This window comes from Stutzerimonas sp. (genome assembly GCF_982611455.1).
Map to the genome: position 1 here is coordinate 13,711 of NZ_CEXBBO010000007.1, position 13,935 is coordinate 27,645.

Annotated in this window: 13 protein-coding genes; 2 read left to right on the forward strand and 11 right to left on the reverse strand. The window is 58.0% G+C overall.

What is annotated here, in order from left to right; genetic code table 11:
* Both AC2LD7_RS06235 and AC2LD7_RS06240 read left to right on the forward strand, forming a co-directional pair.
* Nucleotides 1-1,056: a porin gene (locus AC2LD7_RS06235; RefSeq protein ID WP_319299168.1), complete on the forward strand. Its 1,056-nt coding sequence runs from the start codon at nucleotides 1-3 to the stop codon at nucleotides 1,054-1,056.
* Nucleotides 1,057-1,067: 11 nt separating this feature from the next.
* Entirely contained in the window at nucleotides 1,068-1,475 is a 408-nt protein-coding gene (locus AC2LD7_RS06240) for a phosphate ABC transporter substrate-binding protein (RefSeq protein WP_392633812.1), read from the forward strand.
* Between the two features lie 838 nt (nucleotides 1,476-2,313).
* On the opposite strand, the gene AC2LD7_RS06245 is transcribed toward AC2LD7_RS06240, so the two are convergent.
* The 11 genes from AC2LD7_RS06245 to AC2LD7_RS06295 all read right to left on the reverse strand — a co-directional run bounded on the left by AC2LD7_RS06245 (nucleotide 2,314) and on the right by AC2LD7_RS06295 (nucleotide 13,931).
* Entirely contained in the window at nucleotides 2,314-3,060 is a 747-nt protein-coding gene (locus tag AC2LD7_RS06245) for an alpha/beta fold hydrolase (protein WP_392633810.1), read from the reverse strand.
* A gap of 44 nt (nucleotides 3,061-3,104) precedes the next feature.
* Entirely contained in the window at nucleotides 3,105-3,977 is an 873-nt protein-coding gene (locus AC2LD7_RS06250) for a cache domain-containing protein (RefSeq protein WP_484596957.1), read from the reverse strand.
* A 43-nt stretch (nucleotides 3,978-4,020) separates the two neighbouring features.
* Nucleotides 4,021-5,145, reverse strand: a complete 1,125-nt coding sequence (locus AC2LD7_RS06255; RefSeq protein WP_484597016.1) for an acyl-CoA dehydrogenase family protein — start codon at nucleotides 5,143-5,145, stop codon at nucleotides 4,021-4,023.
* A 44-nt stretch (nucleotides 5,146-5,189) separates the two neighbouring features.
* Nucleotides 5,190-5,990: a crotonase/enoyl-CoA hydratase family protein gene (locus tag AC2LD7_RS06260; protein ID WP_021207947.1), complete on the reverse strand. Its 801-nt coding sequence runs from the start codon at nucleotides 5,988-5,990 to the stop codon at nucleotides 5,190-5,192.
* Entirely contained in the window at nucleotides 5,987-7,060 is a 1,074-nt protein-coding gene (locus AC2LD7_RS06265; protein WP_484596958.1) for an acyl-CoA dehydrogenase family protein, read from the reverse strand. Before AC2LD7_RS06265 ends, AC2LD7_RS06260 begins: the two co-directional genes overlap by 4 nt.
* A 2-nt stretch (nucleotides 7,061-7,062) precedes the next feature.
* Nucleotides 7,063-8,211, reverse strand: coding sequence for an acyl-CoA dehydrogenase family protein (locus AC2LD7_RS06270; protein ID WP_484596959.1), 1,149 nt, complete (start codon nucleotides 8,209-8,211; stop codon nucleotides 7,063-7,065).
* Between the two features lie 137 nt (nucleotides 8,212-8,348).
* Complete coding sequence (locus AC2LD7_RS06275) at nucleotides 8,349-9,656, reverse strand: amidohydrolase family protein (protein ID WP_042928790.1); 1,308 nt, start codon at nucleotides 9,654-9,656, stop codon at nucleotides 8,349-8,351.
* A 231-nt stretch (nucleotides 9,657-9,887) separates the two neighbouring features.
* Complete coding sequence (locus tag AC2LD7_RS06280) at nucleotides 9,888-11,162, reverse strand: cytochrome P450 (RefSeq protein ID WP_484596960.1); 1,275 nt, start codon at nucleotides 11,160-11,162, stop codon at nucleotides 9,888-9,890.
* Between the two features lie 163 nt (nucleotides 11,163-11,325).
* Complete coding sequence (locus AC2LD7_RS06285; RefSeq protein ID WP_484596961.1) at nucleotides 11,326-11,829, reverse strand: carboxymuconolactone decarboxylase family protein; 504 nt, start codon at nucleotides 11,827-11,829, stop codon at nucleotides 11,326-11,328.
* A 24-nt stretch (nucleotides 11,830-11,853) separates the two neighbouring features.
* The gene (locus AC2LD7_RS06290; RefSeq protein ID WP_021207953.1) at nucleotides 11,854-13,029 is read right to left on the reverse strand and encodes a thiolase family protein; all 1,176 of its coding nucleotides are present in this window, start codon (nucleotides 13,027-13,029) and stop codon (nucleotides 11,854-11,856) included.
* Nucleotides 13,026-13,931 carry a 3-hydroxyacyl-CoA dehydrogenase gene (locus AC2LD7_RS06295; protein ID WP_484596962.1) on the reverse strand — a complete coding sequence of 302 codons (906 nt, stop codon included), beginning with the start codon at nucleotides 13,929-13,931 and terminating at the stop codon, nucleotides 13,026-13,028. The genes AC2LD7_RS06290 and AC2LD7_RS06295 overlap by 4 nt, the downstream gene beginning before the upstream one ends.
* Nucleotides 13,932-13,935: the final 4 nt, after the last annotated feature.

Genomic DNA, 13,935 nt, shown 5'->3' on the forward strand with positions numbered 1-13,935 from the left:
ATGAATAAACTCAATATCCTCGGCGTGGCCATCTGCCTGGCCAGTACCTCAGCGTTCGCCTTGGATCAAGGTGAATACCGATTCAACGGCTTTGGCACTGCAGCCATCAGCCGCATCGGTGGGGCAGACGATGCGAAGGGCTATGGCGTTTCCGGCCAGACCACCGACTCCTGGCGCGGCGACCAACTGTCAAAGCTCGGCGGACAATTTTCCTACGGCCTAACCGACCAGCTGAGCGCTACTATTCAGACCGTCGCCAAGCCTGAGCAGGACGACTGGCGTCTACAGCTGGAATGGGCGTATCTGGCGTACGCGGTCAACGATCAATTCACCGTTCGTGCTGGCCGCTTGCGCCCGGGCGCGTTCATGTTCTCCGAGACGCTAGACGTCGGTTACACCTACCCATGGCTGCGCCTGCCGGACGAAGTCTACAGCCAGATGCCGATTACAAATTACGAAGGCGCCGATGCCCTATACGCCCTGCCGCTTTCCTTCGGTACGCTGAATTTTCAAGCCAGTTACGGCCAGGCAGTAAACCGCAATATATTCATTCACGGTCTCGATACCCGTCTCGACGTGGATTACAAAAAGCTGCTGACTGGCAGCGTGAGCCTGGCGACCAACGACATCGGCACGTTCCGCTACAGCTACACCGAGTCCACTCTGAGCGTGGACCAAAGCGACGAGTTCAAGGGTAAATTCATGTCCTTTGGCCATCAGTACGATAACGGCAGCTGGGTCACTAACGCTGAAGTCATCAACCGCCGCAGCCCGCTGGGCGAGCATGATGCGTTCTACATCATGGCCGGGCACCGCTTCGGTGATTTTTTGCCTCACGTTACCTATGCGCAGCATGACGAAAGCGACGCTGGCCGCGACTCGTCATGGGCGTTTGGCCTGAACTACAGCCTGAACGCCAACGTTACGCTGAAAAGCGAATACAAGCGCGTCGAATCCACCCGCAACTACAACGGCAGCTTTGTGCCGGCTTATAACGCCGCCGAGCCAACGTTCGACGGCGACATCTTCAGCATCGGCGCTGACTTCGTATTCTAAGGGGAGCCAACATGAATCGTTTCACTCAAAAGACTCTGGCCGCTGCCCTGTCATGCCTGGCTTGCACGGTATCGCAGGCCGAAGTGGCGGTTATCGTCAGTCCGGGCGCAGCCAAAGCCCCTTCGCAAGCAGAGGTGGCAAATATATTTCTTGGAAAGGACAAGTCCTTGAAAGGCATAGACCAAAAAGACTGGAATCCCACCAAAGAAAAATTTTACGCCGACATCATCAGCAAGAACGAAGCTCAGCTGAAGTCGTACTGGTCAGGTCTGGTGTTCACAGGCAAGGGCCAGCCACTGCCTGCCGAAGCCGGCGACTCCGCGGTTGTAGCCAAAGTCGCCGCCGAAGCCGACGCCATCGGCTACGTCGACAGCGCCGCAGTCAATGATTCCGTCAAGGTACTGTTCATCCTGCCCTAATTCAGCTTGGCTTTTTAGCAGGTTTGCGTTTTGAGAGGCTCTGGCAATATATAGACCGGAACAGGCTACAACTTTCCCGCCGTCGTACGCCTTACAACGCCCGGTGCACCACATCGGGCGTTTTTGTATTCATAACGGAGTGAGGCCGCTCGTGGTTGTAGATGCCACGGTCCCTCGCACCATCTGAGGCGCCTCATGCATGACTCATCGTAAACTAGTGTGAAAGCGGAAGGGCGCGATAGCATCACTACGCTATGCCACGCCACGCCACGCCACTACCGACGCTAGGAACGTATTTGCTCGACGTGTTCAAGCAAACCGGCTATAGCGCTTCCAATGTCGCAGAGCAATTGGGAGTAATAGTGAATTCGTTTCGCTCTGTGTGAATACGTGGCCATCCTAAGCCGAACCCGATCGTCTGTGAGACCGATAGGCTTAGGATGGACATTGCGCCATAGCGCAGCAAATGCGGGCTACTAAAAAACAGACCTGAAAGGGACACTACTGGTGGTAGTGCATAAAAGCATGGGTGCCCGTTCGAACATTCAACACCCGCCGTTATTTCGACGGAAGTATGCGCTTGCTGGCCTACCTGAGACGAAGTGACAAAAAAGCAGAAAGTGCTAAATATCGCAATACGCAACATTTTCATGGCTCATGCCCCTTTTATTCTGTGCGAGGGTGAATGTCCAAGTCTCAAGATAGGCTTTAGCTGGCCCTAGCGCCACTACCACTCGGAGCTTTTTAGGCGTTATCAACAAAAACGTATAACTAAATGCCGTTGCTCTAGCGGGTCACGGCTAAGCGGGGCCAGCGATAACGATCACTAAGCCCACAATCAGGATCGTCGACTAATCATCCAGTCAGCCAGCGTCGCGCCGAGCAATTCAGGGTCAGTTACAAACGGTTCATGTGGCGTATCGATTTCGATGAGGTGCTCACAGCCTAATCTTTCAGCGAACCGGCGCTGCCATTCAGGCGGCAAAATGCCATCCCTGGACGTTAGGATGTAAACCGAAGGTATGGCATTTGCGTAGCCTTTTCGGGTTGCTGGCTGGGTGGCTACTGCAGGAGGCGTAACGTCATCGGCTGCTTCTCCCAGTAACCAAACAAGCTGAGCGTCGCTCATATCAGCACCAAACATTGCTTTCAGCATGTCAGCTGGCGGGGTAGTAAGAGGATTCAGCGGCCAACCAACCTCATCCGAATTCTGGCCATGCAAGGATGAACCGAGCAGTTGCATTATCGATTGGCCTTCGGCCGGTATCGCAGTTGCAAGGTACACAAGCCGCGAGTAGAGCGACCGATCTTCGATGACCATCATTGGCAGCAAAACACCTGCAATCGAGTGGCCGAGCAGCACCGCGTCGCGAACGTTCGCAGCTCTCAACTCGTCGTTGAGTTCTTTGACAATGTCGCCGAGGGTCAGCGTCGTTACATCCCGCCCACGCTTCGTGCCGCAACCAGGCATATCAAGGCAGATGACCCGCTCGAACAAGGCCTCGCGCTGCTTGACCGCATCGACAAAAAACTTCCAGCACCAAGACCCGTGTTGCCCGCCATGAAGCAATACCAGATCGGTCATCGGTCCACCCTCCCTTTAACATCCTGTCCCACGCCGGCCGGCTTTCAATCCAGTTTCATTGATTTTTCATACGAACCGACCGCGACGGCATAACCATCGACCTTTTTTAAAAGGGTCTTCTTGTACTCGGTTTGGCCGGTTACAGGGTTGCGCCATATATATGAGACTTGCCCGGTATCGCCCTGCGCCATAGCGCGCAGCATCTGCTTACCTATCGGCTGGCCGTCGGCAGAGCGTAACGCCTGAAAATCGGTGCCTACCAGGCGGCGTATGAAGCCATGAGCAATAAACTTCTGAGTGTTCAAATCAACGACGAATGCGTACAGGTCATCCTGGCTCAGCGCCTTGTCGTGCCTGTTGATTCGGTCGAAAGTCGTCTTCGGATCGGCTTTTACTTCGCTGGCGACTTTCTCCAGCAACTCTTCTGCCGCTTCACTGCTGGAGCGAGGCATGTAGTAGCCGACTGAGATGATGCGGTCGCCAACTCGCTGATAGAACACCTGCTTGCGTTCGACCTTGCCATGCTGCCAGTTCCACCAGCGGTAATCCGCGCTGCGTACCGTACCGTCTTCAGGCGCTTTCAATGCGGCTTCGAACGCAGCCTTCAGGTCCTCGTCCAGAACATTGGTGACCTGCTTGCCGATCAGCGTCGCTGAAGGGCCACCACTGGCGAGCATCACCCCGGAGGTATCGACAACATAGATGTAGAGTTCACCATCGATGTAATCGCCTTGTCGGCTGAACTTGGCCAACGCCTTGTCGCCTTCCGCCTGGTAAGCCGTCACGGCTTTGCCCAACAGCGTCTTGGCGCGCTCGGCCTCGGCGCTATAGTCGTCCGCCTGACTGACGGGCTGGGCAACGCTCAGCAACGAAACCGCACTCAGGCACAAAGCCAGAAAGACTCGATAGAAGCCCATGGGTGTCATTCTCCTAGGTCCCGCTGGCTAACATTTGGAAATGTCACAAAGCGCGGCCAATAATTTCTTTCATGATTTCCGAGGTGCCGCCATATATACGCGCCACTCGGGCATCGACCCAGGCACGGCTAATTTTGTATTCGCTCATGAATCCATAGCCGCCATGAAGCTGAAGGAACTCATCGAGCAATTTGCCCTGCATTTCGGAGCCCAGCAGTTTCGCCATGGCTGCGACGTCAGGTGCAAGCTCGCCACGCATGACCTTTTCCAGGCAATCATCAACGAAGACACGCAGCATGGTCGCCTGCGCCTTGGCCTCCGCCAGCTTGAAGCGAGTGTTCTGGAAATCCAGCACCGGCTTGCCGAACACTTTGCGCTCGCGCGTGTAATCAATGGTCTCCTGCAGCAGCGTATCGATTGACTGCGCCGCGCGGATCGCGATGATCAGCCGCTCCCACGAGAGCTGATGGGTCAGGTACTTGAAGCCCATGCCTTCTTCGCCCAAGCGATTAGCGGCCGGCACGCGCACTTCATCGAAAAACAGCTCGGCGGTGTCCTGCCCTTTGAGGCCGATCTTTTCCAGCCGCCGTCCTTTGGAAAACCCCTCACGCTCTTCTTCGATACAGATCAGCGTCAGCTCTTTAGCGGCTGGATCGAGCTTGGTTGCCGTAACGATCAACCCGGCATTGCTGCCGTTGGTAATGAAGGTTTTTTGTCCGGAAACGATGTAGTCATCGCCATCACGCCGGGCCAGTGTGCGCATCGAACGCAGATCGCTGCCGATGCCCGGCTCGCTCATGGCGATGACGCCAATCAGCTCACCGCTGACCATGCGGGGAAGCCACTTCTGTTTCTGCTCTTCACTGCCATAAGCAACGATATATGGCGCAACGATTTCCGAATGAGTAGTGAACCCGACGGCGGTCGCATTGGCCCGCGCAAGCTCCTCGATCATGACGGCGGAGTGGCCGAAGTCGCCACCGGAGCCACCGTACTCTTCAGGAACGGTCGAACAGAGCAGCCCCAATTCGCCGGCCTTGAGCCAGGCCTCCTTGGGCACGATGCCGTTCTTTTCCCACTCATGCAGGTTCGGCACGATTTCGCGATCGACGAAACGCCGGGCCATTTCGCGGAACATATTGTGATCTTCGCGGAAAACGCCACGCATCATTACTACTCCTAATTCTTCGTTGCTTCTGCAAACGGCGCTGATCAGCGATCCAGGTAGTCAGGGTTACGCTTCTCGACGAAGGCAGCCACCGCTTCCTGATGATCTTCGGTGTGATGCGCCAAAGACTGGTACGCCGCGGACAGCTCCAGCAATGAGTCGAGTCGCATATGTTGGCCTTCGCGCAACAGGCGCTTGCACAGCCTTAGCGCATGCCCAGGATTGGCGGCGATCCGCTGAGCCAACGCCTGCGCTTCCGCCTGCAGCGTTTCATGTGTGCAGACTTGCTCCACCAAACCCCACTCCAATGCTTTCGCAGCATTGATGGTGTCGCCGGTGAACGCCATCAGGCTGGCCTTGGGGATTCCGATGATTCGCGGCAGCAACCAGGCGCCGCCATCTCCCGGAACGATGCCAAGGCGCACGAAGCTCTCAGCAAACAGCGCCGAGCTCGCAGCCAGACGGATGTCGCACATACAGGCCAAATCGAGGCCCGCACCGATCGCCGGGCCGTTGACCGCAGCGATTATGGGAATGTCCAGCTCATACAACGCGAGCGGGATCCTTTGAATACCGTCACGATAGGTGTTGCGCAGCTCATACGGCGAACCGGCGAAGATACCCGCGCGGTCGCGCATGTCCTTCACGTTGCCACCGGCGCAAAATGCACTGCCATTACCGGTCAACACCATTACCCGCGCCGTGCGGTCGCTGCGCAACTGGGCACAGAGATCGACGAACTCCTGAATCTGCTCGGGGGAAGTCAATGCATTGCGGGTTTCGGGATGGTTCATGCGAACGGTGACGATGCCGCCATCACGCTCGATTTGCAGGAATGTACTCATAGCGGTTTCTCCGCAGGGGTTGATAGCGACTGGCTGGCATGGCCAGTGATCAGCGGCCAATAGCCTCCACCACCTGATGAGCAGACCAACTGGCCGATGCGCTGGCTCCAGACGCTGGCCGAGCCGAACTCGCTGCGCCAGGCCCACAGCCGGCGGGAAAACAGATGCAGCGAATATTCCTGGGTAAAGCCGATGGCACCGTGCACCGAATGGGCAATGCCTGCGCCAGCGCTGGCCGCCTCGGCACAGGTGACCTTCGCAGCCGCAATGGTCAGCCCCGCAAGTGCGGCATCCGACTCAGCAAAGGCTGCCTCGGCAGCGACGTTCGCGGCTGCCGTCTGTTCGGCGAACACCGCAAGCTGCTGTTGAATGGCCTGGAATGCGCCGATTGGCCGCCCGAACTGTGAGCGCTCAGTGGCGTAGCCCGATGTCATGTCCAGCAGCGTATGCAAGGCACCTGCGATCTGCGCCGAGCGCAGCATGGCGCCACCCAAAAACAGCACATCGGCGGACAGCTCGCCAGGCAACGGAGCGCAAGCCAGTACCTGGGCCTTGTTAAAATGCAGGGAGTCACGAGGCTCGCCCGCGACGTTCAGGCTCAGCGTCTGACCGGCCGCGCTGGCTACCGACAGCAATACGACGCTGGGCGTCTCGCTACCCGCGTCGGCTATAGCGACCAGCGTCTCGACATGACGGCCCCACGGCACGTCTCGCACGGTGCCGTGTACCACCCCGCCATTCAGGCTCAGCTGCGCATTGGCTGAAAAACTGACGGCCGCGGTCCTCGGCTCAAGCCCGGCCTTACCCAGCAACCAGTTGGCCAATAGCGCTTCGCCCAGCGGCACAGGCGCGGCGTACCGTCCAGCAGCGCGCGCCAAGACATACACATCACCCCATCCCGCTTGTGCTCCGCCAAGGGATTCTGGAACAGCAGCCAGCGCAAACCCGGACTCTTCCACCGCAGCCCAAAGCTGCGCAGGCCACTCGCCGCCTTCGCAGCCTTGTACGTATTCAGGTGTCGCCAGATCAGCGAGCAGGCGCTCGATAGTCGATTCGAATAGTTCTCGCATGATTATCGCAACCCCAATCCGCGCGCGATGATCCCGCGCAGGATTTCGCGGGTGCCTCCGCGCAGTGAGAAAGACGGTGCCATTTGAGTCAGGTAGGCAAGAACCTGCGCGTGTTCGCTACCGCCGTTCTGACGAGGCTCAGCTTCGAGCAGCAATTGGGCGATCTCGGGTATTTCCTGTTCGAACTGGTTACCCAGGTCTTTCACGCATGACGCAGCCCAGGCTGGATGTGCGCCGGCAGCCAATTGTGCGGTCACTGCCAGCGACATGTTGCGCAACGTCAGCAGCTTGGCGGTCAGTCGCCCAATTTCGCGGCTTTGCAAAGCGTCCGGCGCTGTGCCCATCCCGGCGATCAACGTCTTGAGCAGCTCTATACAGCTGAGAAAACGCTCCGGGCCGCTGCGCTCGAAAGCCAATTCGGCCGTTACCTGATCCCAGCCTTTGCCCTCGGTCCCAATCAGCGCGTCTGCATCGAGTTGCACATTGTCGAAGAACACCTCATTGAAATGCTCGCCGCCAGCAAGATCGCGGATTGGCCGAATGGTGATGCCCGGCAACTTAAGATCGACGATAAACTGCGACATGCCTTCGTGACGCGCCGCTTGTTTTTCACCGGTGCGCACCAAGGCGATCATGTAGTGCGAGTGCTGCGCGTTGGTCGTCCAGACCTTCTGCCCATTGAGCAGCCAGCCGGCGTCATTACGCACAGCTGAAGTCTTGATCGAGGCAAGATCGGAGCCGGAGTTCGGTTCGCTCATGCCGATGCAGAAATAACTCTCACCACGGCAAATCGGCGGCAAATAGCGCTCTCTCTGCGCCTCGGTGCCGAATCGGTTGATCAGCGGTCCGCTCTGCCGGTCAGCAATCCAATGCGCCGAAACCGGCGCGCCGGCTGCGAGCAACTCTTCGATGATCACGTAACGCGCAAACGGACCTGCCGCGGCGCCGCCGTACTGCTCGGGCAACGCCATGCCAACCCAGCCCTGGGCGCCTAGCTTGCGACTGAAGGCAGCATCGAAACCCATCCAGGACTGCGCTCTGGCTGTCGCCGGACAGTCGGCAAGATTGCTTTTTAGAAACTCCCGCACCTCCGCCCGAAGAGACTCGGCCTCGGCGGGAATTCTGCTGTAACTGAACTGAGTGATAGACATGTGCACGCTCATCAACTGGGCGCAAGGCTCTAGAACTAGCCCCAGGGCAGGCGCACTCGCGAGGCGTTAATACCTATCGCAAATGAACCTGCCCCAACGGGGAATTGCCTCGCCTTGCCGCTACTTTTTACGGCCTGTTAGAGAGCAGTTCCGGCATCAGCCTTCTCGAACATCGCGTTGATGTCCCCCGACGTGACCGGCTTGCCGTCATTGCGACCGTGGTCGGCGCCGCCGAGCCCCAATGCGGGCTCGATCTTGACGTGCGTCGCTTTCTTGCGAAGCTCGCCTACGGTGCAGTTCTCGCGTCCATGAATGGAGAATGGATCGAAGGAGAACTCACGCATGGCATTGAGATGGGTGACCTTGTCGATGGTTTCCTTGGACAGGTGCTGCAGCCCTTCCCATGCGGACTCCGGCGAGTTCGGCCAGGTGCAATCCGAGTGCGGGTAGTCGCTTTCCCAGGTAACCATGTCTTCGTTCATGAATTTCAGGTTCTGCAGACCGAAGTTATCCTCGATGAAGCAGGTGATGAAATGCTTGTGGAAGATGTCGCTGGGCATCTGCCCGCCGAAGTTCGAGTTGGTCCACGCGTTGTGGTGACGGTGGGTGAAATCGGCGCGCTCAAGCAGATACGGAATCCAGCCGATGCTGCCTTCAGACAGCGCCATGCGCAGGTTGGGGAATTTCTTCCACATCGGTGCCCAGATCCAATCGGCCGCAGAGTTGGCGATGGAAATAGGCATGGACGTGATCCAGGCATCGATTGGCGAAAGGTCGGAGGCATGGTTGGCCTTTACACCAGTACCGATGTGGCAGCAGATCACGACGTTATTGTCCGAGCAGGCCTGCCAGAGCGGATCCCAGTAATCGCTGTGGATCGATGGGTAGCCGTGGATCGCCGGATTGTCCGAGAGTGACAGCGCATGCACACCCTGTTTCGCCAGGCGTGTAACCTCGGCGGCGGCGGCCTGCATGTCCCACCATGGCACCAGCATCAGCGGGATGAAGCGGCCCGGCGCAGCGTTGCACCAGTCGTGCAGATGCCAGTCGTTGTAGGCCTGGATCGCGGCCAGGGACACGGCGCGATCCGGATGATTCTGGAAACGCTGACCGGCAAAACCTGGGAACGTCGGGAAGCACAGCGAGCCGAGCACGCCGTTGGCGTTCATGTCGTCGACACGATCAGCCACGCTCCAGGTACCGCGACGCATCTGGTCATAACCCAACGGCTCCATGCCGTACTCTTCCTTCGGTCGGCCAACTACCGAGTTCAGGCCCATGTAGCCGGTGGCCTGCTCTTCGAAAACCCATACATCACGGTCGCCGCGCTTGACGACATGAGGCTCGCGCCCTTTGAAGCGCTCAGGCATGTGGCGAGCAAAGGCGTTTGGTGGCTCGATGGCATGGTCATCAACGCTGACGAGAATGAGATCTTCAACCTTCATTGTTCTTCCCCTTCGCAAATGGGTTTGTTGTTGTGTTCAAAGCATAGAACACGTTGTGATCAAATTAAACACATATTTAGATTGTGTTCAAATCTAATCTTGAGAGCGAACACATTCTTTTACCGCTACCAGGCACCACGGGATTCAACGAGGGGAAAACAACAAGGCAGGCGCCCTTCCCTGCGGAGCAGGAAAGGGCTGGACGTGGCGTGAGGGCAGTAAGCCCGTGCCTCAATCCCAGAGGACGTGGAGGTAGTGAGGTCCGCGCAACTGGGCGCCGATAATCTCTGGTGCAGGCTTGGAAGGATCCAGGCGGATATTCGGCATAAGGTCGAGGATCGCGTTCAGTGCGCAGTTGAGTTCCGTCTTCGCGACGAATTGCCCGATGCACATATGCGGCCCAAAACCAAAGCCGAACGAGGGTTTTGGTCGTCTGTCGATGTCGAATACGTCGCCGTGCTCGAAGGCATCCTCATCACGGTTCGCCGAGGTGACGATGCACTGCACCATAGCCCCCTTGGGAATCTGCACACCGCGGATTTCCATGTCCTTGGCTGCCTGACGCACCTTGAAGGTGGCGACGGGCTCCAGCCGCACCGCTTCATCGATGGCCTTGGAAACCAGGCTGCGATCGTTGCGCACCCGCTCCAGTACGTCAGGGTTCTCGAGCAACAACGTCATCAGCGTACCGAACGTACGCGTAGTGGTTTCGCTGGCCGCCGGCAGCAACGAACGCACAAAGGTCGCGATTTCATGATCATCAAGCGAACGGCCTTCATACTCGGCTCGGATCAACCGACTGATCAGGTCATCCCCTTCGGCACCGGTTGCGCGGCGCTCGGCTACGACAACCTTTACGACGTCATAGAGCGCTTTGGCAGCTTCCATCGCGGCACCACGCGCGGCGGCGGCTTTTTCCGGATCCACTTGCGGGCCGGCAAGGATTGCCAGCGCCCAGGCAGCATATTGTTCGATCTCGTCCGGACGATCCTCAGGAAAGCCGATCAGGGAATAGATAACCCGGATCGGGAAATACAGGGCAAAGTCCATCAGATCGCCGCCCTTGCTCGGCACCAGCGGCTTGATGTACTCCTCGCGGATAACGCGATCGATCTTGGTTTCTTTCCAGCGGTTGACAGTTTCAGGCATGAACACCGGCTGCAGCAGGTTGCGAATGTTCTTGTGCGCGTCTCCATCCATCGCCGTGAGGATCAGCCCGTCAAAAAACGCGCCCAGGCCTTCAGCGATAAAACCACTGGTGAAGTTGCTGGCATCGCGCATCACTGCCATGACATCGTTGTATTTGAACAAGGTGAACGTAGGACGGTTGGCGTCCAGCCCGGCGATGCTCGGCACCCCCAGACGCGCCATGAAGTTCTCTTCAAGAACCGGCGAATTCATGCGCATCTCGCGGTATACCGCATGAAGGTCCACATCGCTTCCACGATAGTTGCTGGCGACGTCTGCGAACGCCTTGCCCAGATTGTCCCGCGCCTGTGTAGACATTGCTCTTCTCCTTGTTATTGTTCAGGCATAAGCCGTTGCGTCTAAAAGCAGCCTGCATGGGCGAGATACTAGGCTCAACTGACTACTTATTGAACGGCTTTTTACATTTCGATCAAATTTACCGGACGGTCTGCTCCACATCCATGCCAGGGCGTCGACCCGCTCAATACGCCTGCTGCACATAGGTCATCCGACCGCCCGCCAGCATCAGCGCGCAGTACATGTTCAGTTCGACTACTTGAGCCTCGGAGAAGAACTCGGCCAGACGCGCATAGTGTTCGTCGCTGATGGCCATGTAATCGCTGGCGAACAATTCAGCGAAGATCAAAGCAGCTCTTTCAGACGGATCGAAACGATCGCTATCTGAAGAAAGACAGGCGATGTCATCTTCCGTCACTTGGTCGGATTTACGAGCGAGTTGGCACGCTTGGCAGGTGGTGATGCTGGCGATTTTCAGGCGCACCAATTCACGCAGGCGCTCATCGAGCAGGCTGTCCTGATGCAGGCTTTCCAGCAAACCAAGCCAGGCCAATGCTGCGCTGGGCCGATGTGCCCAGACCTGAACAGGTCTGGGCGAACTCAGCATCCGACTTTGCTGGCCGCGCGCAACGGCGCTACGCAACTCTTTCGGCATTTCATCCAGCGGAACGAAAGACACGCGCGCCATAGCCGCTACCTCACTGTCGGAAGATCAGTCGAGCCGCTCGATGATCGTTGCAGTACCCAGGCCGCCAGCGCAACAGATCGCCTGCAGGCCATAGCGGGCGCCCCGCCGCTCAAGTTCATTGAGCAGCGTAGTCATTAGCCGCGCGCCACTGGCACCCAGAGGGTGACCCAACGCAATGGCTCCGCCGTTGACGTTGAGCTTGTCATGCGGCACACCGGTTTCCTGCATCCAGGCAAGCGGTACCGACGCGAAGGCTTCGTTGACCTCGAAAAGGTCGATGTCATCGATGGACAAACCAGCCTTGTCCAGCACCTTTTTGGTCGCCTCGATAGGGCCGGTCAACATCAGCGTTGGGTCTGCACCTACGGTCGCGAAGGCGCGGATGCGCGCGCGAGCCTTGAGGCCCAGCTGCTTGGCGGTGTCCGCGGACATCAACAGCAGCGCAGCGGCACCATCGGATATCTGCGATGAATTACCTGCAGTGATCCGTCCATTCTCCGGGCGGAAACTGGTTTTTAGCGTCGAGAGCTTTTCCCTCGAGGTATCGCGACGGATGGTTTCGTCCGCCGCCAGATCAGCTGCTGGTTCGGTCAGCGCGTGCTCACGCAACAACTCGACCGGTACCGGAACGATCTGGCTATCGAAATAACCCGCATCAGCTGCCTTCGCGGCACGCTGATGACTTTCGAAAGCGTAGTCGTCCAACGCTTCACGACTGAGTGACCATTTGTCAGCCATCCGCTCGGAGGCCTCGCCCTGGCTTGTCAGCTCGTAACGCTCTGCCGCCATCCAACCAAAGGCTTCGCCGTGGATTTCACGATTGCTGCCCATGGGCACGCGGCTCATGTTTTCCGCGCCACCTGCAACGATGACATCAGCCATACCAGACGCAATAGCGCCTGCCGCAGCATGCACCGCAGCCTCGCCCGAGCCACACTTGCGGTCTAGCGTCAGCCCCGGAATCGTCACCGGCCAGCCAGCGCCGAGAAGCGCAGTGCGTGCGATGTTTGCTGACTGCTCACCGATTTGCGTAACACAGCCAAAAATCACGTCGTCGACCTGAGATGGCGACAGGTCGACACGCTCAAGCAGCTTGCCGATGACCAGCGAACCCAGGTGGTCGGCTCGTACGCCGGCGAGACTTCCACGGAAACGGCCGACCGGCGTCCGCACCGCATCAACAATTACGATGTCTTTCATAGCGCGCTCGCCTTGAGGCCGGAGCCCGGCACTCGGTTTCCGTCCTCGTAACGATAGACGCCATGCCCTGTCTTACGACCCAGACGCCCAGCGGCAACCATCTTGATGATCAGCGGACAGGGCCGGAATTTCTCTCCCAGCGTCTGGTGCAGGTAACGCAGCACCGACAGACGAGTATCCCAACCCGTCAGATCGCCGAGTTCCAGCGGTCCCATCGGGTGGTTGAAACCCATGCGCAGCGCAGTGTCGATATCTTCGGCCGTCGCCGTGCCTTCCTGCAGCATGTACATGGCCTCGTTACCAAGTAAGGCGGACATACGGCTGGTAGTAAGACCGGGCGACTCGTTGACGGTGATCGAAGTCTTGCCGATCGCATCGCACAGGGCCTTGGTACGCACGACGACCTCGTCAGTGGTGGCCAGGCCGCGCACCAGTTCGACCAACTTCATCTTGTGCACTGGATTGAAGAAATGCATGCCAACGACCCGGTCGGCAAAGTCGGGTACCGATGCGGCAATCTCGGTGACGCTCAGCGCTGAAGTATTGGTCGCAATGATCGCGTTCGGAGCCAGCAGAGGCGCAGCCTGACCGAGGACGGCTTTCTTCACGGCCAGCTGTTCGGAAACGGTTTCCACCAGCCAGTTGGCGCCAAGCGCCGCCTCGCTCAAATCACCACAGGTAATCAAATTCGCCAGCGAAGATTGGGCGACCTCATCGGTAATCTTTCCCAGCTTCACGCCGGTGCTGAGGATATTTTCGATGTTGCCTTTGGCACGAGTGAGCGACTCGGCGTTGGTGTCCACCAACAAAGTGGCAAATCCTGAACTGGCGAATGCATGCGCAATGCCGGTACCCATCAAGCCGGCACCAACCACTACAATTTTGTCTTCTTTATTAGTCATTTAA